The organism is Spirillospora sp. NPDC049024 (assembly GCF_040649235.1).
GTDB lineage: Bacteria > Actinomycetota > Actinomycetes > Streptosporangiales > Streptosporangiaceae > Spirillospora.
In genome coordinates, this window is the sequence record NZ_JBEZFD010000005.1 from 127777 (window position 1) to 153286 (window position 25510).

General features: G+C 68.1%; 11 protein-coding genes, 1 tRNA gene and 3 pseudogenes. 9 read left to right on the forward strand and 6 right to left on the reverse strand.

What is annotated here, in order from left to right; all coding sequences use genetic code 11:
* Window positions 1-373: 373 nt before the first annotated feature.
* From AB0C21_RS11055 to AB0C21_RS11080, 6 genes and pseudogenes are all read left to right on the forward strand, one after another.
* Window positions 374-4885 carry an RICIN domain-containing protein gene (locus AB0C21_RS11055; RefSeq protein WP_500203859.1) on the forward strand — a complete coding sequence of 1504 codons (4512 nt, stop codon included), beginning with the start codon at window positions 374-376 and terminating at the stop codon, window positions 4883-4885.
* Between the two features lie 83 nt (window positions 4886-4968).
* On the forward strand, window positions 4969-12018 hold the full coding sequence (locus tag AB0C21_RS11060; RefSeq protein ID WP_500203860.1) for an RHS repeat-associated core domain-containing protein: 7050 nt from the start codon (window positions 4969-4971) through the stop codon (window positions 12016-12018).
* 132 nt (window positions 12019-12150) lie between these two features.
* The gene (locus AB0C21_RS11065; RefSeq protein WP_500203861.1) at window positions 12151-12471 is read left to right on the forward strand and encodes a hypothetical protein; all 321 of its coding nucleotides are present in this window, start codon (window positions 12151-12153) and stop codon (window positions 12469-12471) included.
* Window positions 12472-12796: 325 nt separating this feature from the next.
* Window positions 12797-13170 (forward strand): annotated as a pseudogene (locus tag AB0C21_RS11070) (transposase); the annotation flags it as partial.
* Between the two features lie 341 nt (window positions 13171-13511).
* A pseudogene (locus tag AB0C21_RS11075) lies at window positions 13512-14737 on the forward strand (IS110 family RNA-guided transposase).
* Window positions 14738-14763: 26 nt separating this feature from the next.
* Window positions 14764-15204 (forward strand): annotated as a pseudogene (locus AB0C21_RS11080) (IS5 family transposase); the annotation flags it as partial.
* A gap of 646 nt (window positions 15205-15850) precedes the next feature.
* On the opposite strand, the gene AB0C21_RS11085 reads toward AB0C21_RS11080, so the two are convergent.
* From AB0C21_RS11085 to AB0C21_RS11105, 5 genes are all read right to left on the reverse strand, one after another.
* Window positions 15851-16606, reverse strand: coding sequence for a sulfotransferase family protein (locus AB0C21_RS11085; protein WP_500203862.1), 756 nt, complete (start codon window positions 16604-16606; stop codon window positions 15851-15853).
* 41 nt (window positions 16607-16647) lie between these two features.
* A complete protein-coding gene (locus AB0C21_RS11090; RefSeq protein WP_500203864.1) occupies window positions 16648-17421 on the reverse strand; it encodes a class I SAM-dependent methyltransferase in 774 nt (257 codons plus the stop codon).
* Window positions 17422-17426: 5 nt separating this feature from the next.
* Window positions 17427-18473: an aspartyl/asparaginyl beta-hydroxylase domain-containing protein gene (locus AB0C21_RS11095; RefSeq protein ID WP_500203865.1), complete on the reverse strand. Its 1047-nt coding sequence runs from the start codon at window positions 18471-18473 to the stop codon at window positions 17427-17429.
* A gap of 5 nt (window positions 18474-18478) precedes the next feature.
* On the reverse strand, window positions 18479-19966 hold the full coding sequence (locus AB0C21_RS11100) for a M28 family peptidase (RefSeq protein WP_500203867.1): 1488 nt from the start codon (window positions 19964-19966) through the stop codon (window positions 18479-18481).
* 265 nt (window positions 19967-20231) lie between these two features.
* The gene (locus AB0C21_RS11105; RefSeq protein ID WP_500203868.1) at window positions 20232-21398 is read right to left on the reverse strand and encodes a cytochrome P450; all 1167 of its coding nucleotides are present in this window, start codon (window positions 21396-21398) and stop codon (window positions 20232-20234) included.
* A gap of 255 nt (window positions 21399-21653) precedes the next feature.
* Here AB0C21_RS11105 and AB0C21_RS11110 point away from each other — a divergent pair, with 255 nt between their 5' ends.
* The 3 genes from AB0C21_RS11110 to AB0C21_RS11120 all read left to right on the forward strand — a co-directional run bounded on the left by AB0C21_RS11110 (window position 21654) and on the right by AB0C21_RS11120 (window position 25228).
* Entirely contained in the window at window positions 21654-22922 is a 1269-nt protein-coding gene (locus AB0C21_RS11110) for an MFS transporter (RefSeq protein ID WP_500203869.1), read from the forward strand.
* A gap of 529 nt (window positions 22923-23451) precedes the next feature.
* Window positions 23452-24570, forward strand: a complete 1119-nt coding sequence (locus AB0C21_RS11115) for a methyltransferase domain-containing protein (RefSeq protein ID WP_500203870.1) — start codon at window positions 23452-23454, stop codon at window positions 24568-24570.
* Between the two features lie 229 nt (window positions 24571-24799).
* A complete protein-coding gene (locus AB0C21_RS11120) occupies window positions 24800-25228 on the forward strand; it encodes a DUF5959 family protein (protein WP_500203871.1) in 429 nt (142 codons plus the stop codon).
* Between the two features lie 117 nt (window positions 25229-25345).
* On the opposite strand, the gene AB0C21_RS11125 is transcribed toward AB0C21_RS11120, so the two are convergent.
* Window positions 25346-25419: transfer RNA gene (locus AB0C21_RS11125), tRNA-Arg, on the reverse strand.
* Window positions 25420-25510: the final 91 nt, after the last annotated feature.

Consider the following 25510-nt stretch of genomic DNA (forward strand, 5'->3'; position numbering starts at 1 on the left):
GTCACTCTCAGTGGTGGTTCGTGATTGTCGGCGTGAACTGTTTCGGCAAGGACGTGCAGGTCATAGGGTCGGGTTACCGAGGTTCGAGTGATGTAGATCACAATTGCTTGATCGTTCTGACTCTTCCGTGCCGCGATCGGTCACGTTACGTTAAAGCGACTTTATTGGGGCTTTATGTGGGCGGGAGACCTCTGTGGCCTTTTTGGGTCGTTTTCTGGCGCAAAAGTCCAGGTCCAATCTCGTCCGAAGTCGGCCATTCACCGTAGCCGCTGCGGCTACGGCGCTCGCTTTGGCGCTGCCGTTGTCGCTGGTGCCGCTTCCTGGAGTCGCCGCCCCCATTTCCGCAGCTCAGGCGAAGGAGGCGCCGCAGGCGGTGCCCTCTCAGCGTGAGGCGGTGACGACCGCGCTGAAGACGAAGCGACCCGTCACCGTCACCTCGATGACCGGCCCCCAACGCGAGGTGCGCGCCCTGCCCGACGGCCGCCTGGAGGCGACGCTGAGCGCCCGCCCTGTCCGCACCCTGCGTGACGGGAAGTGGGTCGCCATCGACACCAGGTTGCGTCGGAGCTCCGATGGGACGCTCGCTCCCGGCGCGACGACCGTTGGTCTGGCCTTCTCCGGCGGTGGCAGCGGTCCGTTCGTGACAATGACCCGTGCCGGGCGGAAGATGTCCCTCGCATGGCCGTTCGGCACGCTGCCGGCGCCGGTCCTGGACGGGGAATCGGCGACCTACCAGAACGTCCTCCCCGACGTGGACCTGGTCCTGCGCGCCAAGCCCAGCGGATTCAGCCATGTGCTGGTGGTCAAGACCCCGGCCGCCGCCAAGGATCCGAGGCTGGCCCAGATCCAGATGGGCCTGAAGGCCGATCGGATGCAGGTGCAGCCCGACAAGGCCGGCGGTCTCCGAGTAGTGGACCAGGCTGCCGGCGGGACGGTCTTCAAGGCCGCCGAGCCCATGATGTGGGACTCATCTGGAAAGGGTGCCGCCAACGGCGTCCGCAAGACCACGCTCGCCGAGCGCGCCCGCGCCGCTGAGACACCGGCCGATGGAGTGAAGCGGGCCCGCATCAAGACGTCCGTGGGACGGGGGACGCTGAATCTGGTCCCCGATCCGGGACTGCTCACCGGACCGGCTACGACATATCCGCTCTACATCGACCCGGACTGGCAGGGGCCGGGCGAGTCCGCCGCGGTGATGGTCTCCACCAAGTACAGCGACGCCTCGTGGGAGGACGAGGGAATGGGGTACTGCTCTGACAGCGACCCCTACATGGGCGGCCAGTGCGGCGGAACCATCACCAAGCGTCTGTTCTACAAGTTCGTGCTGCCTTCGGCGGTCATGAACACCAACATCCTGACGGTCGAGTTCAAGCCGTACCAGACCGGCGCCTACAACTGCACGCCCGCCGAAGCCGAGGTGTGGAAGACCAAGGGAGTCAGCGGCTCCACCAGCTGGAGCACCCAGAACGCCTCCGGGTTCTGGCAGCGCAAGCTCGTCGAGAAGAGCTTCAACTACGGGAACGAGGGCGTCGGCTGCGCCAACAACACGGTCCTGCTGCAGGACGCGCGGCTGAAAGAGGAAGTGCAGAACGCCGCGAAGGGCGGCGGCACCTTGTGGCTGGGCATGAAGGCCGGCAGCGAGAGTTCCACCGCCTACTGGAAGCGGTTCAACAACGACGCGGTGCTGCGCGTGCTGTACAACCTGCCGCCGAAGGCGCCCACCAACGTCCAACTGCTGGCCGAGGGCGGCTACTACCCCTGCGGCGCGAACGACGCGGCCAAGCCGTACGTGCGGGTGTGGCCGACGATGTCCGCCAAGATCACTGACCCGCAGAGCAGCGACCGCGTCCAGGCCGAGTTCCTCGTCGGCTGGGGGGACGCCAACGGCGCGGGCTTCCAGTGGCGCATCGGCGCCGGCGGGCTCGGACCCGACTCCACACCGCTGTATTCGGGTGGAGGCAACTCGGGAACGACGTTCACCAAGTCGCTGTCCAGTCTGGCAAGCTCGCGCGCCATTCCCAAGAACATCCCGATCGCGTGGGCGGTCCGCGGTCACGACTTCAAGGACAACCTGGAGAACGACGATTGGCGCAACTGGCAGGGCTCCGGCGTCTGGAGCGATTTCCCGACCACGGTCGGCGGTCAGGGCCACAAGTGCTGGTTCGTCTACGATGACGCCGCTCCGAAGGCGCCCACCATCACCTCTGCCAAGTACCCCGCCGACAGTGCCGAACACGACGGTGTCGGCCAGGCAGGCGACTTCACCATCGCCGCCGCCACCGATAGCGAGCCGCTCGCCAAGTTCGGCCTGCAGTTCACGCCGCCGGGCGGGGCCGCCCAGCCGATCGAGTGGAAGAACCTGGGCACGGCCCCGTCGCCCGGATGCACTGCGACCCAGTGCACCTTCTCCAAGACACCGGACGTCAAGGGCGACTGGAAACTGAACGTTTGGGCGGTGGACCGGGCGGGCCGCCAGGGCAATGCCCTCACCTACCAGTTCCGCGTCCGGAACATGACCGCCGAGGAGGCGCACTGGCGGCTCGACGACCCCAAGGGCTCCAAGGTCCTGCTCAACGAGATCATCGGCAGCGACACCTTCCAGATCGTCGCGATGCACAGCGGTAAGTGTTTCGACGTGAGCGGGCGGACGACGGAGAACGGGCCGACGGGTAAGACCGTGCAGTTCGAGTGCGATGGTCATCTGAGTCAGCGGTGGCGGCTGAGTCCGATGGGCGGGGACGATTACAAGCTCGTCAACGTCAACAGCAACAAGTGCGCGGACGTCGGCGCTGATGGGAATGGTGCGCAGGTCTGGCAGTGGGGCTGTTATGACACCACGAACCAGATCTGGACGAAGCAGAAGCAGGGTGATGGTTTCGCGCTGGTGTCCAAGCGCAGCGGCCGGTGCATGGACGTGTTCAGCGCTTCGCAGGACAACGACGCCACCGTCGTCCAGTGGGACTGCGACCCGGAGGACGCCAACCAGACCTGGAAGATCACCTCGGTCAACAACACCTACAGCTTCGTCGCCGCGCACAGCGGTAAGTGCTTCGACGTCGCCGGGCGGTCTCTCGAGAACGGTCCGACGGGCAAGACCGTGCAGCAGGAGTGTGACGGTCAACTGAGTCAGCGGTGGCGGCTGGATCCGATGGGCGGCGACGACTACAAGATCGTCAACGTCAACAGCAACAAGTGCGCTGACGTCGGGGCCGACGGCAATGGGGCCCAGGTGTGGCAGTGGGGCTGTTATGACACCACGAACCAGATCTGGACGAAGCGGAAGCAGGGTGATGGTTTCGCGCTGGTGTCCAAGCGGAGCGGCCGATGCGTGGACGTGTTCAGCGCTTCGCAGGACGACGGCGCCACCGTCGTCCAGTGGGACTGTGACCCGGAGGACGCCAACCAGACCTGGAAGATCACCTCGGTGAACACCGCGACCATGGTCGGCACGGACTTCTCGACCGGCAACCCCGCACGGGTCGGTTCGGACGCGCTGAAGCTGAACTCCGACAACGACCCGAGCACGTTCGGATATGCCGAGACGGGCGTCCCGCTGATCAACCCCGCCAAGAGCTTCTCGGTCTCGGTCTGGGCGAAGCTCAACAAGGACGAGGGCTACCAGACCATCGTCAGCCAGGACGGCCAGACCCAGGCGGCGCTCCAGCTGAAGTACTTCGGCGGCACCCGCGGCCAGGCGAACTGGACCAACAAGTGGGCCGCCGTCGTCCGCTCCAAAGAGGGCGCGGACGCCACTGTCACGACCGTCCTGTCCGACGAGCAGGTGCGGGTCGGGCAGTGGACCCACCTCGTCGCCGTCCACGACGCTTCCGCCAAGAAGCTCACCCTGTACGTCGACGGCAAGCCGCAGAACACTCCAGGCACCGCGGACATGTCGGCCTGGACCACCAGCCGCGGCAAGTTCGCCATGGGCCGCACCCTCAACGCGGGCAGTCCGGCCGAGTACTTCAACGGCGAGATCGACGACGTCCGGGTGTTCGACCGGGCCGTGTCCGCGCAGAACGTGGCGGGCTGGTACCGGCCCACCGCCTGGGCGCGCTGGCGGCTCAACGCCCCGGCCGGCCAGAACGTGGCGGTCCCGGACGACTCCGGCGCCGGCCACGGCCTCACCCTGCACGGCGGCGCCGAGATCAAGACGGACGAGGAGACCTGCGTCCAGCTGACCGGCCAGTGCCTGCAACTGGACGGCGCCGGCACCGACGGCGGCGAATGGGCGGACACCGGGCAGGTCGTGCGCACCGACGGCAGCTTCACCGTCGCCGGCTGGGTGGACGCGGCCAAGCCCACCGTCCCGATGACGGTGTTCTCCGCCGCCGGAACCAAGCAGAGCGCGTTCACCGTCCGGTTCAACCCCCGCGTCGCCAAGAACCCCAACTGGGATCCCGACCGCGACGACCCGGCCGACGAGTACATCGGCAAGTGGGAGATCGAGATGCCGGACAAGGACGGCGACGACCCGGTCCGGCTCACCGCCTACCACGGCCAGTCCTGCAACGTCTGCACCAACTCCGGCCCGGACCACCTGGCACTGACCTACGACGCCGCCACCGGCACCATGGCCCTCTACGTCAACGGAACTCTGGACGCCAGCGAGACCAACACCTCTGCCAAGGCCGGCGTGACCGGTTTCAACGCCACCGGGCCCGTGCAGATCGGCCGCCGCCTCGCCGACGGCCAGACCAGCGACGCCGGCGCCAACCGGGAGTACTTCACCGGCCTGATCGACGACGTATGGGTCTTCAACGGCGCGCTGGCCGGGGACGAGCTCACGAGGTTCGCGATCACCCAGGAGATCGACACACCGTACGGCAACCCCCCGCTGCCCTGCACTTACGACGAATCCACCCTTCAATGCCCCGACACCTGACCGCTCGCGGCCGGCTGACGGATTCCTACTGACATCACCGTGGGCCCTTGCGGACGAGGGCAGACGTCGCCTTGGAGGGCGTTGTGAGCAAGCGCGGTACCCGGATGCTGCTGGGAGGCCACGGCTGGGCGCGGTCGAAGATCGCGTTGGGCATGGCCGCCGTGCTGGCGCTCGGACTGGCGTCCCCGATGCCCGCGCGGGCCGAATCCGCGCCGCGGCGTCAGTTCAAGGACGCCAAGCCGGTCAAGGGCCGGGCGCTGGACGTGCGGCCGCGCAAGGCCGGGAACAAGCACCTGACCACCAAGGCGTCCCCGGCTCCGAGCTGGCCGAAGGCCGGCACGGCGACCAGCAAGGTTCCCGGCAAGGGCCGCTGGGCCCGCGCCGGTGACCTCCCCGTCTGGATCACCGCTCCGAGCGATGCGCCGCGCCTCGATTCGCGTCCGGGCTCCCGAGGTCTGCCGGCGGCCGAGCAGGTCCGGGTCCAGGTCGTCGACCGTAAAGTGAGCCGACGCGCCGGTGTCCAAGGCGTCATGATCTCGGTTGCCCGCACTGACACCGCGGCACCGGGACAGGTCGGGGTCGGGCTGAACTACGCGTCGTTCGCCTCGGCGTTCGGTGGTGCTTACGCCGACCGGCTCAAACTCGTGCAATACCCGGCGTGTGTCCTGACGACGCCGGAACGAGCCGAATGCCGGGCGGCCACTCCGGTGGCGACGACCCACGACACCAAGAACCGAACGCTGATCGCGCAGGTGCGGGCCGAATCGGATCCAGCCAACCGGCAGGCGTCACCGCAGCAGCCGACGGTCACGTCGGGGCCGACGGTGCTGGCCACGGCCGCGGGAACCGCCGGTGAGCAGGGTGATTTCAAGGCCACCAAGCTGTCGGCGTCGTCGACCTGGAATGTGAATCTCAACACGGGCGATTTCACCTGGTCGTACCCCATGCGGGTGCCGCCCGTGCCCGGCACCATGACCCCCGAGGTGGCCATCAGCTATTCCTCGGGCAACATCGACGGCTTGACCTCGAACACCAATGCCCAGTCCTCCTGGGTGGGGGATGGCTTCGACCTGTGGCCAGGGTTCATCGAGCGCCGCTACAAAGCCTGTGAAGACGACGATGCGCCGAAGGACGAGTGGGGGTCCTCCCCGGGCGACCAGTGCTGGGGTTACGACAACGCCACGATGCAGCTGAACGGGCACGGAGGTGAACTGGTCCCGGACGGTGCAGGGAAATGGCGGCTGAAGAACGACGACGGTACCCGCGTCGAGAGGCTGACCGGCAACGACGCCACGACCGGCAATGGCGACGACGACAACGAGTACTGGAAGGTCACCACCACCGACGGCACCGTCTACTACTTCGGCAAGCACCGGCTGGACAACTGGGCGAGCGGCAATCCGGAGACCAATTCCACCTGGACCGTCCCGGTGTTCGGAGACGATGCGAACGAGCCGTGCCACAAGGACGCGTTCAAGGATTCGTGGTGCCAGCAGGCGTGGCGGTGGAACCTGGACTACGCGGTCGATCCCGATGGCAACGCGGTCACCTACTACTACGACAAGGAGATCAACCACTACGGCCGCAACCTCAAGCCCGAGGACGAGACGCCGTACGTCCGCGGCGGTGTGCTGAACCGGATCGAGTACGGACTGCGGTCGGACAACCTGTGGGCCAAGGCGCCGGCCCGTGTGGTGTTCAACAGCAAGGAACGGTGTCTGGACACCGACGCCAACTGCGACCCCTCCAAGATCGAGACCAACCCGAACCTGTGGCCTGACGTCCCCTACGACCTCAACTGCAAGTCCGGCACCGAGTGCAAGGACTTCAAGGGCACGGTCTCGCCGACCTTCTGGACGCGCAAGCGGCTGGAGTCGGTCAAGACACAGGTGATCAAGGCGGATGGCACCTGGCGGGACGTCGACTCCTGGACGCTGTCCCACAAGTGGGGCACCGCCGACTACGCGCGGGCACTGCTGGCCACATCCATCCAGCACACCGGGCACGCCGCCAGCACCGCGATCACGCTGCCCAAGGTGACGCTCGACTACGAGGAGCGCTACAACCGCGTCCGGGCCGGTGACACCGGCGGACTCATGCGCTACCGGCTGGACTACGTCGCCGACGAGTCCGGCGGCGAACTGTCCGTCGCCTACAGCACCGCCCAATGCACGTCCGACGACCTGCCGACCCCGCAGACCAACACCAAGCGCTGCTTCCCGGTCTACTGGGCCCACGACGGGGACCTCAAACCCAGCCTGGACTGGTTCCACAAGTACGTCGTCACCCATGTGATCGCGCGGGACCGGACCGGCCACAGCGCCGACATGGTCACCAAGTACGTCTACGACGACTCCAAGGGCGGCGCCTGGCATTACGACGATGACGACGGCCTGACACGGGAGAAGTACAAGACCTGGAGCCAGTGGCGCGGCTACGACAAGGTCAGCGTGCTGACCGGTTCCGACCTCGCCGACGGCATGGTCGCCCAGACCGACCATTACTTCCTGCGCGGCATGCACGGCGACCGCACCTCGACGACCGATCCTGACCAGAAGCGCACGGTCACCGTCGACAACGGCGACGGCGGCACGGTCACCGATCACGAGGCCTTCGCCGGCCGGGAGCTGCGCACCGTGCAGTTGGACAAGCCCGGCGGCCAGATCCTGCAGTGGGACCAGAATCTGCCGGTGCGGTTCCAGACCGCGTCCAAGACGCGGTCCTGGGGCACGGTCACCGCCAACATCGTGGCCACCGAGTACGGCCGGACGTTCACCCCGACAGGACCGGGGACTTGGCGCAAGGCCGAGGTACGCACCAGTTACGACTCCGACACCGGGCGGGTCAACTGGGTGTCCGACAACGGGGACCTGGCGGTCGGCGACGATGACCGCTGCACCCGTTACACCTATGCGGACAACACCACCGCCTGGATACGCAACCAGGTCGCACAGGAGGAGGTCACCCGCGGCAGTTGCCTATGGAGCGGGCTGGACCGCCGTATCCACGTGCTGTCGGGTACCCGCACCTACTACGACGGCACTACGTCGGCGCCCAAGAGCGCCTTCAAGTCGATCAGCAAGGGGCGGGTCACCTACACCGAGCGGCTGGTGTCGCACGCCGCCGCGGATGGCTCCGACCCGACGTACCAGAAGCTGTCGGCCGTCACCGGCTTCGACGGGTACGGCCGCCCCACCGCGGTGTCGGACGCCCAGGACCACGTCACCACCACCGCCTACACCCAGACTCCCGGCGGAACGGCACCCGGGCTGACCACCAAGATCACGGTCACCAAGCCGGCCGTGACCAAGGAGGACGGCACCAGCCTGCAGCTGTCCACCAGTGCCACGTTGGACCCCGCCTGGGGCTCGCCGATCGTCAAGCTCGACGAGGCCGGCGGCAAGACCGACGTCTACTACGACGCGCTGGGCCGCACCATCAGAGTGTGGCTGCCGAACCGTAGCCGCACCGGCGGTGAGACCGCCAGCGCGGAGTACACCTACCAGATCGCGGAGAACGCGCCCGTCGTCGTCGGCACCCGATCCGTCACCAACAGCGGCGCCCTGGGCACCCCGTCCTATGCGATCTATGACGGATTCCTCCGTGCCCGCCAGACCCAGGAGCCGGGGCAGAACGGCGGCCGGCTCATCACCGACACCCTCTACGACGGCCGGGGCCTGGTCGCCTTCACCTACAACGGCTACTACAACGATCAGGCCGGACCCACCCCGAGCTTGTTCGGCCCGGAGATGCAGGGCCTGGTCCACAGTCAGACCCGGTACAGCTACGACGGTGCGGGCCGTAAGACCCGCGAGGCGCTGCTGGGCGGCGCCGGTGACGGCGCCGAGGTATACGCCACCGCTTACGCCTACGGCAGCGACACGGTCGGCACCTGGGTGAAGACGACCCCGCCCAGCGGCGGGACGCCCACCACCACCTACGCCGACTCCCGCGGCCGCACCATCGAGCTACGGCAGCACAACACCGCCACACCGGACGGCACCGACTACATCTCCACCAAGTACGAATACGATCCGGCCGACCGGAAGACCAAGATAGTCGGGCCGGGTGGCAAGACCTGGGAGTACCGCTACGACGTTCGCGGTCGCCAGACCACCACCATCGACCCCGACCGCGGCACCACCACGACCGCCTTCAACGACCTTGACCAGGTCGTGTCCACCACTGATTCTCGTGGCAACGCGGGCAAGGTCTTCCACGAATACGACGCGCTCGGCCGCAAGCTGCGCTCATACGCCGCCAACGGCGACGGAGACAAGGGCGACCTGATCGCCCTGTGGGGATATGACACCGTGCGCGCCGGCCAGCTCACCTTCGCCTCCCGCAGGGCAACCGGTGCCGACGGCAACACCTACGAGTACAAGATCCGCACGGATGACTACGACAACCTCAACCGGCCCAAGCGCACCACCATCACCGTCCCGAATGGCGCGGAAGGCGGCGGCCTGGACGGCGGCTACCAGTTCAACACCGCCTACAACCCGGACGGGACCGTCCAGTCGACGAGCCTGCCCGCGGCCGGCGACCTTCCGGCCGAAGTTCTCACCTACACCTATGACAACGAGAACCTCAGGCGGCCGCTCACGCTGACCGGGAACTCGCCGTACGTCACAGGCACGAGCTATACCAACATCAACCAGGTCCGCGGCTACGTACTGGCGGCCGGGGGCAAAACGGTAAACGTCGGATACGACTACGACCCCGCCACCCGCAGGGTGATCCACGCCACCGTCAGCCGTGAGGGCATCGACGGGTACGCCCGCGACGCCGGCTACACCTACGACGACGCCGGCAACGTCCGCCAGATCACCGATATCACCGGGCATGCGTCCACCGGCGGCGTCACCACCGACACCCAGTGCTTCCGCTATGACCTCCAGCGGCGCCTGACCGACGCATGGACGCAGAGCACCGCCACCTGCGCGGCGTCCGCCGCCACCGCTGAGATCGGCGGTCCCGCTCCGTACCGGAACGTCTACACCTACAACCCCGACGGCAACCGCACCACGGAGGAAAGCTGGGGAGCCGGGCCTGACGGCGGTGTCCGGCAAGAGACCCGCACCTACCGCTACCCCGGCGACGCCGGCGTCGACCCCGCCTACAAGGGGCACCAACTCGCCGGCTACTCCCAGGAAGTCGACGGCACCAGCGACACGCAGAACTTCACCTACACCTACGACGCCGGCGGCAACACCACCCAGCGCACGGACGGCAGCAACACCCTCCAGTTCTCCTGGGACCAGCAGGGCGAGATCTCCAAGATCACGGACACCGCCCAAGGCAGTACGACGTTCGTCTACGACGCCGACGGAAACCGGCTCGTCCGTCGGGACAAGTCCGGCACCGTCCTCTACTTGCCGGGCATGGAACTCCGCCTCAGCAACGGCGCCGTCACCGCCACGCGCTACTACTCCTTCGGCCCCCAGACCGTCGCCATGCGCACCGGCGCCGGCGTGACCCTCCTGGCCGGCGACCACCAGAACACCGCCCAGCTGGCCATTCCCGCCGATGACCCGTCCAAGCTCAACCAGCGCCGCTCCACACCCTTCGGCGAAGACCGCGGCGCCATTGTCGGCATCTGGCCCGCTGCCATGGACAAGGGGTTCGTGGGCGGAACCAAGGACAACACCGGGCTCACCCACCTGGGGGCCCGCGAGTACGACCCCGCGACCGGACGGTTCATCTCCGTCGACCCCGTCCTGGACCCGGCCGACCCTCAGCAGCTGAACGGCTACAGCTACGCCGACAACAACCCCGTCACCAGCTCCGACCCCTCCGGCCTCTGCCCGCCCGACCGCTGCGGCAATGGGGTCATGAACCCCGGCCACAAGACCCCCGCCAAGGGAGGCGGCTGCGGCTTGGACTGCGGTGACCCATACCCGCAGTACAACTGGCCGGTCTGGCTGAACCCTCGCAAGGCGGCACGCGTCAGGCAGGCGCTCGCCATTACCAGCTGCAGACTGCAGGGCGGCTGCGGCGGAAGCCGCAACGTCCTAAAAGGACGCACCCCCGACGACCCTCTCTTCCTCAAGTATGCGAGCTATGGACCGAGCGGCATCTGCGGAGCAGAAGACGTCATCTGCCAGGTCCAGAAAGAACTGATCGCCCAGGGCTTCTCCCCCGACATAGCGGATGACCTGGGGGACGACTACTGCTCCTTCCTGCATTGCAACTCGCCGCTCGAAGCCCTGGCCAGCAGCCGATTGATCGAGTGGCCCTGGGTTCATGGCGCCAGCAATACGGAAATGCTCGAAAACGGTCTCGCGCTCGGGCGGGGACGGGGAAGAGTCGGCTGCCACAGTTTCGTTCCTGGCACCGAGGTCTTGATGGCGGACGGCAGCCGCGAAGCCATTGAAGACGTAGAGGTCGGCGACAAGGTGCTCGCCACCGATCCTGAGACCGGCAAGACGCGCGCCGAGCCCGTCGTGGCCACGATCTTCGGTCAGGGCGAAAAGAACTTCGTCCAAATCACCGTCGACACCACCGGGCTTCGCCCCTTCTGGCCCGCAGACGAGGGGCTCAAGAAACCCGCCAGCCCGCTGCGTCCCAAGAGGGGCGTCATCATTGCCACCGACACCCACCCCTTCTGGGTCGCCGGCCGCCTCAACAAGTGGGTCAACGCCAGTGACCTCAAGCCCGGCATGTGGCTCCGCACCAGCGTCGGCACCTACGTCCAGGTAACTGCGACAAAGCAGTGGACCGCCCACCACCAGAGCGTCCACAACCTCACGGTCGCCGACCTGCACACGTACTATGTGCTCACAGGCTCGACTCCGGTGCTGGTGCACAATGCCAATGGGGATGGGCCGGAACCCCCAGGTCCCGTCCAGAAGCGCATTGCGGAAATCCTTGCTGGGCAGGCGCAGCCAAGGTTGAACCGTGATCGTACCGGCCCTGACAGGTTCGAGGTGAGAACGGGCCGCAACGCGACCCCTCTAGCGCATGCGCGAAAGTGGGGTCCTTCATCGCCAGGTGCTGGCGATGCGGCCTTGATCTACGACTTGGGTGACGGGGAGAACAATTATCGGATTCTCAGGAACCGGCATGGCGACTTTGGATGGGTGGAAGGGCACAATTACCAAAACATCAGGATTGTCAATCGCTCATGCTAGCATCGCGAGAGATTCTCTTGCATTAGCCGGTAAATGAATGTTATGTTCCATGAGGTCGACCGGATGATTCTGGTCGACCTCAGGGGCAGCGTCATATTTGGTACGTAAAATCGACTGTTGAGAGTGTGTGGAGTGGAGAGGATTACGGAGGATCAGATTGCGCGGCTGGTCGCGTTCGTAGAGGCCAGAATCGCGGATGCTGATTCACCTCAGGAAGAGATGCGTCGCATGGTGGCTGCCTTGCGTCTGGTTGTTCACCGGCAGGTTGGAGCCGTTGGTTATTTTCGGGCTGCTCACACTGATAGTGTGGCAGCGGCCGAGATCGCAATTGGCTCATGGAATCTTCTCGTCTATATAGCTTGTATCTGGCGGGACCATTCAGAATTTCCGGTTGATGCTGCGATAGAGACTTATGAGTTCGTTGCCGAGAATCCTCTCATGCCGCCACCCTGAGCCTTGAACCCTCGGCGGTCGGTCATATGCGATCGATCACAGACAGGTCGCGATGCGAGGCTGGGAACAGTCGCGGACAGGCCGCGACACCGTCCTCGTTCAAGATCTGTCTATGCGGATTTCGACGCGCCTCGTTTGACGCTTATTTCTGGTGGCCGTCCCGACGGCTGCAAGATGTCGGACTCCACCATGACCAACGCTCGGCTGGCGGCGAAGCGGGGGCTTGCGCTGCCGAACTGCCTGAGGCGAAGAACCTGAGCCTCGGAGGTGGGCCAGGGTGCTAAGACGTCATCTCATTTGGGTTGGCGCCGGTAGTCTGCGGCCCGTGGAGATGGTCGAGCGGCTGGTGCCGGAGGAGTTGTGGGAGCTGTTCCAGCGGGTGGTTCCGCCCGCTCCGACGCGGCCGCAGGGCGGTGGTCGGCGCCGGTACGGGGATCGTGAGGTGCTGGCGGCGATCGTCTTCGTGGCTACCACTGGCTGTACGTGGCGGCAGTTGCCGCCGGTGTTCGGGCCGTCGGGCCCGACCGCGCACCGGCGCTTCACCGAGTGGAGTGCCGCGCGGGTGTGGGCCAAGCTGCACCGGCTCGTGCTGGACGAGTTGGGTGCGCGCGGTGAGCTGGACTGGTCGCGGTGCGCGATCGACTCGGTCAGTGTCCGTGCGAGCAAAGGGGGGAGCTGACGGGCCCGAATCCTAATGACTCCTGATCGCCGCCCCTCGGCCCGGCCGTTGGTCGATGTCTGGTCCGAATCAGGAGCATGGGACTCCCCTCGACAGGCCGACACGTTGGCGGAGTGGAGCCGGGCGGCGGCGATCAGCAGAGTCGGCCCCGAACCAGCAAGATCGTGGGCTGAGCCAGCCGCATGAGCACCGCTCACTTGAATGGGGGCCACGAGCCCTGATGCAGCGGGCGGACCTGCGGTCGGCTGGGGTCACGGACTGCTGATCGGATGTTGAGCCCCGAGCTCTCTCATTAGGGCGTGGCGTGTCCCCTGCACGGCTCACCGACCTGCACCAAGTCCCGTCGAAGGAGCGGTGGATCATGAAAGTGACCTGCGGGATCGACTGGAGCGAGAAGCACCACGACGTCGCATTGCTCGACCAAGACGGCAAGCTGATTGCACGCAAGCGCATCCTGGACGACGCCGCCGGATGGAAGGCGCTGCTGGAGTTGTTCGCGGCGCATGGCGACACTCCCCAAGAGCCGATCCCGGTTGCGATCGAGACGGGCCGCGGCCTGCTGGTCGCCTGCCTGCGGGCCAGCGGCCGCAAGGTCTATGCCATCAACCCGCTGGCTGTCGCCCGCTATCGGGAACGCCACACCGTCGCCCGGTCCAAGAGCGACCATGCCGATGCCATGACCTTGGCGAATATCTTGCGGGTCGACGCCGTCCACCACCGGCCGCTGCCCGCCGACTCCGAACTGGTCCAGGCGATCGCGGTACTGGCCCGAGCCCAGCAGGACGCGGTCTGGAGCCGCCAGCAGCTGGCCAACCAGCTCCGTTCCCTGCTGCGCGAGTACTTCCCCGCCGCCCTGAAAGCCTTCCAGGTCAAGAACATCGGGCTGACCAGCCGCGAAGCCCGTGCCGTCCTGGCCCTGGCACCGACCCCGGCCAAGGCGGCCAAACTCACCAAGCCGCGCATCATCACCGCGCTGCGCCGCGCCGGGCGTGAGCGAAACCTGCAGTCCTGGGCCGACCGGCTCCACTCGATCTTCCGCGAAGAGCAGATGCGCCAGCTCCCGATGGTCGAGAACGCCTTCGGCAAGCAGACGCTGGCACTACTGCGCCAGACAGATGCCGCCTGCCGGGCCGCCGACGAACTCGCCCAGGCCACCAGCGAGGTCTTCCACCAACATCCCGACGCCTCGATCGTGACCAGCTTCCCCGGCCTGGCCGACCTCACCGGCGCCAGGGTCCTGGCCGAGATCGGCGACGACCGCGAACGCTTCGTGACGCCAGACGGCTGAAGGCCTACGCCGGATCCGCGCCCATCACCCGCGCCTCCGGCAAGTCCACAGTGGTGCACCACCGCAAGGTCAAGAACCAAAGGCTCGCAGCGGCCGGCTACGTGTGGGCGTTTGCCTCACTTCAAGCCGCCGGGCCCAGAGCCCACTACGACCACCGCCGCAACGTCGGCGACCGCCACTCCAGCGCCCTGCGCAACACCTTCAACCGCATGCTCGGATGCCTGTTCCACTGCCTCCAAACCGGCACGCCCTACGACGACCAACAAGCCTTCGGCCCCCGCCTCGCCGCCGCCGCTTGACACACTACGAAGATCGGATGTCTGTCGACCGCGGCAAACGTGGGTCGAAGATCCATCTGCTGACCGATCGTGCCGGACTGCCCCTGTCTGTCGGAATCTCAGCGGCCAACACCCACGACAAACTCGCGCTGGAGCCGCTGGAGCCGCTGGTGCGGGGCATCGCGCCGGTCCGCTCCCGGCGCGGGCCGCGCCGGCGCCGCCCGGCCAAGCTGCACGGCGACAAGGGTTATGGCTACGCCGACCTGCGGCACTGGCTACGCGGGCGGGGCATCACCCCGCGCATCGCGCGCCGCGGCATCGAGTCCTCCGACCGGCTCGGGCGGCACCGCTGGGTGGTGGAACGGACGGTGTCCTGGCTGAGCGGCTGCCGCCGCCTGCACCGCCGCTACGAACGCAAGCCCGAGCACTTCCTGGCCTTCGTCGGCATCGCCGCCACCCTTATCTGTCACTGCCGACTCGCCAAATGAGATGACGTCTAAGAGGATCTGACCTGCTGGAATCGGCTTGAGCATGGATCGCTGAGGAGGATGCCAAACGGCCTGATCGGACCATCAGGTCGGAGATCGAGGTAGCCCCGCTGGACCGTGACCCCCGGTCTATCGGCTGGATTCTTGAGAGCGCGGACTCGTTGGGCAGGTCGTGATCTGGAGTGATGGGCAGGTGGAGATCGATTTGGCCGATGTCGGTATGGGGGAGGTTCGATCCGAGCATCGGAGAGTTGAGGATCGCGAGGACCTTACAGTCATTCTTGGGATCGTTCAAGATTGGGTGGATCGAGAAGAGTTCGCGTAGCAGGACTCCATTTTGTTCGAGTGGGGCGCCGCAACCTCTGACAGGTCTCGCGGATGGTGCTGGACAGTCAGAACGGACGGCACTCTGACCTGGGCAGTTGGGCAGGGACATCCTCAGACCGGGGGCAGGCCGTCGATCTTCCGGCTTGGCGGGTGAGCTCCGTGCTGGGGTTGCGGGTTGGTGACGTTCCGGACCGTCGCCGGCGGCTGCCGCGATGGCGAAGGCGAGCAGCGGAAGGAGATCGCCTGGCCCCGCCACGGGCGTGGTGGCCACGACTGCTCGGTCGGCGTCCCGGTACTTCGGGGGCGAGGAGCCTTTGGGTTAGGTTGGTTGGCGTTTGCGGTGTAGGGCCCAGGTGATTGCGGCGCCGGTCGCTAGCGCGGTGGTGGCGAGGGTGGCGAGGATTCGGGGGGCCAGGGTTTTCTTCAGGGCCTGGCGTTGGCGTCGTTTGAAGGTGGCCGCGTCGTTCTCGCGGGGGAACGGCTCGTCGGGGACCGGGACGCCGAGGAAGGCGCACAGCGGCTCCCAGCCGTCCTTGACCTCGAACACCAGCAGCCGGTCTTCGGGCACGTACGCCTTCACTTCGGCGACATGCCGTTCGAATCTCTCGGCCATCTCCGCGCGCTCGCCGAACGGCCCGCCGATCTCAAGGTGCCACGTCGTCCGCTGCACGCGGTCGAGGACCTCCGCTTCGGGATCGGGTCGGCGCGGGCCCCGCCAGCTCAGCATCCGCACCAGGAGCGGCGGCTTGGCGAGCACTGCGGCCATGGTCTGCGCGGCGCTGTCGTACCAGCGTTGCGGATCGCGGACGGTGAGCACCACCTTGGCGTCCGGGAACGCGTCGACGATTTCGCGCCAGAACGCGGTGGTCGGCGAGCCGACGGCGCAGCCGTAGCCCGCGAACACCTTCCCCCAGTCGACCGTCCGCCCGTCCATCGCGGCGGCCCAGTCGGCGGCCCGCTCCGGCTCGGCGTTGAGGACCCGCATGTTGTAGCAGGGGCCGTACCCGAGCCGGTCGAGTGCCAGCGCGAGTGAAGTCGTACCAGTTCGGAGCAAACCGATGCCGATGACCTGCACGCGAACTCTCCTCAGGACGAAGTGGATGACGGTTGGGCCGGTCAGGTCGTACGGCGGGCGACCAGGGTGCCGGGGTCTTCGCCGTTGGCGACGGGGCGGAGGGCGGTTCCGGCCGTCGGGGTCAGCCCGACCGCCGCCAGGTCGGCGACGACGGCGTCCGGCCGGTGCAGGTAGTGGGCGCGTTCCACCACTTCGGTCGCCACCAGATCGCCTTGGTGGTACGTGCGGTAGACGAACCGCAGATGCGCATGGTCGTCGCCGTCGGGCCGCGCCTCGCATGACATCTCGTACCGGCAGTCGCCGAGGGTGGCCTCGTCGGTGACGTGCTCCGGCCAGTCCGGTACGGGTTCTGACAGCACCATGTCCATCGCCACCTCGCCGTCCTCGGCCAGATGTTCGGCGATCGCGTCGAAGAGCGCGGGCCGTTCGGGGGGCGGCACGTGCTCCAGCACCCCCGCCAGGTACACGAAGTCGAACCGGCGGGCCAGGTCGAAATGGGGCGCCGCGCGGTCGAGCACGGTGACGCGGTCGCGCAGGTGCGGGCGTTCGGCGAGCTTGGCCAGCAGCACCGCGCGCATGGTCGCCGACCGCTCCAGGCACACTACGGTGGCGGCTCGCTCGGCCACGGCCAGCGTGATCCGGCCGGTACCCGCGCCGATCTCCAGCGCGTGTCCGCCCTCGGGTGCGCGGCCGGCGAAGAACCGGGGGTCGGGGAGGGCGCCCTCGCCACGGGAGGCGCGGAAGAGATCGTAGTAACCGGGCTGGAAGGCGTACGGGTCGGTACCGAGCGGAGCGACCCGGGCGGGGGAGGACATGCGAGTCACCTGCCTGTCTGGCCGGAACGACGATCGTGCGTGGCCGGCGCCGTCCGACCGTCGTGGGTGAACTGCGCCTGTCGTGTCCACTCGCGGAGAGCGCGGCCGGCGCGTTCCCTGATCCGCACCTGGCCGGTTGACTCGATGGCGATGGTGCGTTCCTCGCTCCAGCCGGTCAGGCGGAACTCGCCCAGCCCGAGATGCACCAGGCCGAAGGCGGGCTCGCCGTCGACGGCGAGGACGAGCCGGTCCCCGTCCACCAGGACCGAGGCGTCGCTGTCGGGCCTGGCCTCGACCTCCTCCTCCGACCACTGCGCGAAGTCGCCCGGCAGCCGGAACCGGCAGCAGAACCGGTCGCGTTCGGACGCGCTGAGCGGCACCGGGTCGCGGGCGAACATCACCTCGCTCAGCGGCAGTTGTTCCAGGAACTCGTCCGGCAACAAGCCGACGACCTCCCGGCTGACCAGGCAGTCGAGCACCATGTGCACCCGAGGGCGGTCCCCGCCGTTCGCCACGTAGTGCCTTCGGCCGAAGTCGCCGAACCACAACCGTCCTGCCGTCCAGTGCTCGGACACGCCGTCGATGACCACGACGGCGTCCGGGTCGGTGTCGATCGGCACGTGCAGCCGCAGGAGTCCGCGTTCGAACCCGTACTTGTAGTCGCGATGCTCGTGGACGGTCGCACCCGCGCCCAGGGCGATCAGCCGTACGCCCCGGACCGGTGCCGGTATAGCGTCGATGACCTGTGCGAGGGCCGGGGCTTCGGCCAGCCACGGGGTGTCGGCGAAGTCGGTCAGGCCCGCGCCGCCCGGGTCGGTCCGTACCGGATCGCCGCCGACGCTGCGCAGCGGCAGGATGCGCCAGTCCACGCCGGACTCCGTGGCGGCGCCGTCCTGGCTGTAGGCGCGCTGGGCGCGCCACCGCTGGTGCCGCAGCCGGTCGAGGTCGGCGCGCAGCGCATCGGCGTCGAAGCTGAGCCGCATCGGCGACGACGGCGGGTAGGCGGCGGGCGGATCCGTCAGCGGTTCGATGGCCTGGGGGTACGTCGTCATGGTCGCTACTCCTGGGCGCCGGCGGCGGGCAGGTCGGAGACGTCGAGGGCGAAGCGGCCCACGGCCCACGCGATGGCGGGCACGTTCTCATCGAGCGCCCGGCGGTCGAGGTTGCCGATCGTGTCGCATGGCTGGTGGTAGCAGGGGTCGTACAGCTGCCCGGCCACCCCGCCGAACCGCGCCGCCTGCGCGGCGGTCTTGACCCCGAGGACGCCGCCGTTCAGGCCGCCGACCGGGATGCCCGCGGCCGCGAACGGCTCGTGGTCGGAGCCGACGGCCCGCAGGTCGTGGCTTTCGTAGGGGAGTCCGGCGCGGTCGAAGTAGTCCTTGAAGACCTTCTCCACGACCTGAGAGCCCGCCGGGCCCGGCGGGGTGCCCGGCGGCTGCTCGCTCGCGTCCCCGTCGAGGACGAACCGCACCCCGTTCGGCGCGGCGATCAGCTCGAAGTTGAGGTAGAGCGCGATCTTGGCGCGTTCGGCCGGTGACAGGTTGCCCACGTAGTAGTTGGAGCCGACGTCGATGAGCTCCTCGGCCCCCCACAGCGCGAACCGGACCTTGTGCCGCACCTTGTCCTGGTGGGGAGCCAGCCGCAACGCGGTCGCCATCAGCGCGGCGGCCGCGGCGGCGTTGTCGTTGATGCCGGGTCCTTCGGTCACGCTGTCCAGATGGGCGCCGGCCATGACGGTGCGGTCGTCGCCGCCGCGCGTCTCGGCGATCAGGTTGGTGGTGACGCCCGTGACCTCGTGCCCGCGCAGGTCGAGGCGCAGCCGCACCTCGTGCTGCGCGGCCTCCTGGGCGAGCTGTTCGGCCTGCGCCTGCGTGACGCTGGCCACCGGGATGGTGAACGCCTGCGGGTTGAACGCGTGCAGCCGGTAGATGTTGTTCGGGCTCGGCGTGGACAGGTAGATCAGCATCGCCCGCGCGCCGAGCCCGGCGGCGACGCGCTGCTGCGCCGTGTAGCCGCAGGATCCGCGCTGGACGAGCACGATGGATCCGGACACGGGCAGCCCGTCGTAGTCGGAGGCGGAGCATCCGGCGGTGGCGTCCGTCGTGGCCCGGGGCACGACGAGCTGCGCGTCGAGACCGCCGGGCGGGGTCACGGGTGAAAAGCGCATGACCAGCGCGCGCACCTGCCGGGCGGCGGGCGCGATCACCGTCGCGCTCTCCGCGTCGACCCGATAGTCGGTGTACGGCACTTGCTGCTGGTGAACGCGGTAGCCGGCGTCGGTGAGCACCTTGGCGGCATAGCGCGCGGAGGCCTCGAACCCCGGCGTGCCGGTGGCGCGCACCCCGCCGTTCTCCGCGGCGATCCGGTCAAGGACACGCAGGTGCCGCCACGCGTCGCCGCCGCTGGTGGACCCCGCCAACAGCCGCGCCAGCCACGGCTCGCCCGAATGCCCTGCCGCCCCATGGGCGGACGCCGCGTGGGCTGTGGTGGCGGCGGCATGGGAGGTCGCCGACGGTGGAGCGGCCGAAAGGATGGTGGCCGTCATGGTGACGAGGCCGGTTACCAAGGCGGTTTTCGTGCGTACGAACACCCTCATCAGCGCTCCAGAAAAACAGGTGAGGCCAAGAAAAAGAAGCCACGTTGATATGTGCAGAGAGTCTCTGAGGCCGGCGGTGTGGTGAATAGTGCGTGCCCGGCATATCGGGGCAGGTGGAAGCGCGTGCCCCGATATGCCGGGCACCCTCTACATCACTCAGTGGATGTAACGCATCCGTTCCACCTCCTTTCTGTAAAGGCGGATCTGAGGCCGGTCAACCGAGGCGGGCTCTGAGTCGGGCCACGCCTCGCAGCGTGAGGTTCCGGTGGTAGACGGGCTCGCCGACAAGGCGGATGCCTGGGAACTCGGTCGCGAGCAGGCCGAGGACGACCTGTGCCTGGAGGACTGCCAGAGACTGCCCAAGGCAGGAGTGGGCGCCCCGGCCGAACCCCAGATGCGGGTTGGGATGGCGGGCGAAGTCCAACTCGTCGGGCTCGGCGAACTTGGCTGGATCCCGGTTCGCGGCGGCCAGCATCAGCGTCACCGCTTCGCCGGGCGCGATGACATGGCCGCCGATGCGCGTCTCCCGTACACACGCCCGTCCGTCGGCCTGCACCGGCGTCACGTACCGGACCAGTTCCTCCACCGCGCGTGACAGGTCAGCCTGGGCGAAACGTGCCAAAGTGTCCGGTGCGCTCAGCAAAACCACCAGAGCGTTGCCGAGCAGCCGCCCCGCCGATTCGAACCCCGCGTGCAGGACGGCCCGGAGCGTGTTCAGCAGCACCGGGCGGGCGATGCCGGAGCCGGGCGCCTTGGCCGCCACATGCGCCACCAGCCCGTCCGCCGGCGGGTCGTCCAGCCAACGGCCGGTGTATTCGGCCAGCTCAGCGCGGGCTTGTACGGCGGGCTCGGCGGTCTCCGGCCAGATCCCGGCGTCCATGCCGTCCACGATCGTCTGCGACACGGGCAGGAACCACGCGGCGTCGATGGGCGGCACCCCGAGGACCGCGGTGATGGTGTCCAGCGCGAGTGGCGCGGTGAACTCGGACATGCAGTCGAACTCCCCGCTCGCGCGCAGCCGCTCGGCGCGGGCGCGGACCTGCGCGGCGATGCGCTCGCGCAGCATGCCCGGGTCGAGACCGCGGACCGCGTCGACCATGAAGTGCCGGATGGCCGTGTGCTCGGGCGGGTCGAGCGACTGGATGCTCAGCAACGGCTCCGGCACGACCTCCCCGATCCGGCGCCAGTCCGAGGCGAACGACTCCGTGTCGCGCAGCACCGCGGCGCAGTCGTCGTACCCGGTCATCACCCAGGAGTCGAGGAAGGTGCTGCGGTAGACGGGGGCGCTCTCGCGAAGGCGGCCGAAGAGGGAGTAGGGATCGAGCAGCGCCGCGGGCTCCGCGAGTCCCGCGGCCGGATCCGCGACCGGCGCCTCCGACATATCGACCTCCTCGCACGGACTGCTACCGGCGAGCGGCCTCGAGCCCGTTCGTCGCGTCCCGTCCGGGTTGCCGGGAGGACGACGGCGCTGTCGCTCAGGTGTCCGGAGATCGTCCGACACATGATCTTTTCCGATGGTAAATGAGCAACGCGGAATTGCAAGGTTCCGGATCCGGCCATGATCTCCGATATGCCCGCAGGATCCTCCGTGGCATGATCTTGTAGTTCCGCCTCACCGCCGAGGAGGAGGTCGCCTGTGAGAGTTCTGCTGACCAATCGCGGGTTCCGGCTCCTGATCATCGGACAGTCCTTATCGACCCTTGGTGACCGGGCACTAATCATCGCCTTCGGCATCTGGGTCAAGGAGCTGACCGGCAGCAATGCCGCGGCGGGCGGTGCGTTCTTCTTCGTCGCCCTGCCGTTCCTGTTCGCCCCGTTCGCCGGGGTGCTCATCGACAGGTTCCCGCGGCGCCAGATCTTCATCGCGACCAACCTGGCGATGGCGGGCGTCATGCTGCTCGGCCTGCTGGTGCGCGGCGAGGGCCAGGTCTGGCTGCTGTACGCGATCATCCTCTGCTACGGCATCGCCGCTGTGATCATCACCGCCACCCAGGCCGCCCTCGTCCCGGCGATCGTGGACGAGGACGCGCTCCCCGACGCCAACGGCCTGCTGCAGACCTCCGCCGACGGAGTGAAGCTGCTGGCTCCCCTCTTCGGCGCGGCGTTGTTCACAGTGGTGGGCGGCCACGTAGTGGCTCTGCTGGACGCTGCGACGTTCCTGGTGGCCGCGGTATGCGTGTGGCTCATCCGGGCGCCCGGCGACCAGCGCCACGTCACCGGTGCACTGGAGTTGCGCGAAGAGATGCTTTCGGGCCTGCGCCACCTCTACCGGTCCTCGCCGCTGCGCACGCTGGTGGGCGCCCTGGGCCTTGCCATGCTGGTGACGGGCTTCTCCCAGACCCTCATCTTCTCCATCGTCGACGACGGGCTTCACCGCGCTCCCGCGTTCGTCGGCGTGCTGAGCAGCGTGCAGGGCGCGGGCGCGATCTGTGCCGGCCTGTCGGCGGGCGCCGCCATCCGCCGCGTGGGCGACCTGCGCACGGTGATGCTGGGCATCGCCCTGGTCACGGTGGCGTCCTTGGTCTATCTGGCACCCTCCATCCCCCCGGTGGCGGTGGGGGCGTTCCTCTTCGGGTTCGGCATGTGCTGGACGACCGTCGGCCTGGTCATGGCGGTGCAGCGACGAACGCCCGACGCTCTGCGCGGCCGAGCCCTGACCGCGGCGATGGGCGTCGTCAGCACTCCGCAGACCGTCTCCATCGCCCTCGGCGTGGCACTGTCCCTGGTCGTCGACTACCGGGTCCTGCTGATCCTCATGGGCGCGGTCACCGCCGTGTGCGCCATCTGGCTGGTACGCGTACCCCCCGAACCCGAGCCCCAGAACCCCCCGCACAAAGACCTAGACCCGACCTCCGCAAAACCCGAGCCTTCGCCTCCCTCACCGAACACCAAGACCGCCTCTTGACCGGCACAGGCTCTAGCCGGTCTGGAGCGCAAGCGGAGGAAGACCTGGTTTGTCGGTGAGAGGCGACAGACTCGGCACGACCTTCCATCAGGGGTATCGGGAATCGATCATGCGAGTCCTGTTCGACGGCCGAAGTGGAGAAAGCCCGCGAGGGGGAGCAGGCCAGGCTGCGGGCTGAGGCGCGGTCATGGAGCGGACGCCTGCCCAGCGAGCGGCTTCGGCGCTTGTCGGGTAACGCGCTGGCCGCGGCGCGGCTCGACCGCGACGTGAGCGAGGCGATAGCCGCGGCCGACCCGGAGGTGCAGCGCGCGCCTTCGGAACCGACTACTGCGACCTTCTCCAGGAGGTCCGGGATGCCTTCGATTTTTAGCCGGGAGGCGGATGCGGAGAAAGGTCTAAACTGCTGCCCATGACGTTCTTCTTCCACCTGCGTTAGCACGCCGCCGGCGAAGCGAGGTTCACCCGTCGTCGGCGAGGCGGGGCGGCGGAGCGCTGCCCCGGGTGCTGACGTGGGAGAAGAACGATCATCATGCGCATTCCGCGCACCCATCTGGTCGCCCGCTGCGTACGCGGGCTGGAGTCCGCGGTCGCCGCCGAGGTCCTGGAGTCGGAGCTCGGCTCCGTCACCCGCCTCGGCCATCGCGAGGTCCACTTCCGTCTCCGCTCGGCCCGGCCGGTCCCGGCGCTGCGCACAGCCGACGACTTGTTCCTGTCGGCCGCGCGGCGGTCCGACATCGGGACGACGAAGCATGGCCTGCCTGCACTCGCCGAGCTAGCCGCCCTGGCCGACACCGATCTCCTGGTGCGCCTGCGCCGCGCACTGACGCAGGCCCCGGCCCAGGTGCCGGGCATCGATGTCTCCGCCTCCTTCCTCGGGCCGCGCACCTTCAACCGGTACGACGCTGAGGATGTCGTGGGCAAGGCTTTGGCCGAGCGGCTCGGCGTCCCCTACCACTCGCGGCGCACGGGCGCCGCGCCCCCGCCGGGGTACTGGGGGTGGCGGCTGACCCTGGACGGAACGCACGCCGCGCTCATGATGCGGGTCGGCGACCGGCCGCTGCACCGCCGCGCCTACAAGCAGCGGATGATCAAAGGCACGCTGCACCCGCCGCTGGCCGCGGCCATGGCGGTGCTGGCCGACATCCGCCCGGACCACACCGTCCTGGACCCGTGCTGCGGCGCCGGAACCCTGCTGATCGAGGCCGCGCTCGCCCGGCCCGGCGCCCGCCTGTACGGCTTCGACCTTTCTCCCGACGCCGTCGCGGCCGCACGGGCGAACGCCGCCGCCCTACCCGTCCGCGTGGACCGTGGCGACGCAGGCCGCCTCCCTCTCCCCGACGCCAGCGTCGACCGCGTCCTGTGCAACCCGCCCTGGGGCGTCCAGGTCCACCCCCGCGGGCTGCTCGCCGGCTCCCCGTCCCGCTGGTGGACGGAGCTTCGCCGCGTACTGGTCCCGGACGGCACGGCCGTGCTCCTCCTGCCCACCTCCGAGACCCTGACCGACGCCATCCGGCACGGCCTCACCCCGGTCCACGTCCAAGGCGTCCGCATCTCCGGAGCGCAATCCTTCATCGTCGGCCTACGCCCGGCAGCGTCGATCAAAGCCCGGAAACGCACCACGCACCACACTGAAGAGAAGCCTCGTTGAGATAAACGAGCGGTGTGGAGTTGCCAATGCCGCGGGACATGCTGGGTAATTCCAGCATGTCCCGCCGACCGCCACACCTGCACCTCGGTGGCTCAGAGCGCTGGCAACGGTGTCCGCGGCGGCTCCAGGTGCGTCCTTCGGGTGGCCGTGGAACCGCCCTCAAAATGAGGTGGAAGTCGTCCTCCGGCCGGGCGAGGATCTGTCACCGATCGCCGACGAAAGGGCAGCCATGGGCGACGGCCCCCCGAGGGAGTTGATCTCCCTCGCCGACGACGAGGGGAACAGCGTCACGGTCAACGTGCTGGGACGTGCGGCCGGGTGGGCCGCCGGACTCGACGCCGAGATCGTCGTCAAGACGCCCTTCGTGTCCGGCCGTATCGACCTGGCGCTGTACGTTTCGAGGCTGGAGAGCTGGGCCGACGCGCTGGACCGGCTCGACGCAGGCGAGGACGCCGCCTGGATGGAGATGAGTCGGGGCCCGTCCGTCTTCATCCAGCTCACTGGCGAGCGCGACTGTCCGGAGGTGGTCGTGGAGGACGGGGGCGGATCCATGGTCACCGTGCGGGTCCCGCTCGTCCCGCCGGACGGCTGGATCGCGGACCACCGCCGGCGCCTGCACCAGGTGATGAGCTACTGGATCCCGATGCAGTCAGGCTGATCGCAGCGATTCGCGGGGGGTGACGGCGACAGGCGAACGAACATCGAGCGGACGCGGGGACGTACCGGGACAGAAGTCGGGATCTTGGCAGCGGTAGGACTGCAGGTCAGACAAAGGCGCGCCCGGCAGGATTCGAACCCGCGACCGTCGGATTAGAAGTCCGATGCTCTGTCCAGCTGAGCTACGGGCGCTCGGCGCCCGGCGGGACGCCGGGACACAGTGTAAGGGTGCGCGTCGTCCGGCTCCACATCCATAACGGCGTTACCGCTGGGGTGGGGGTTC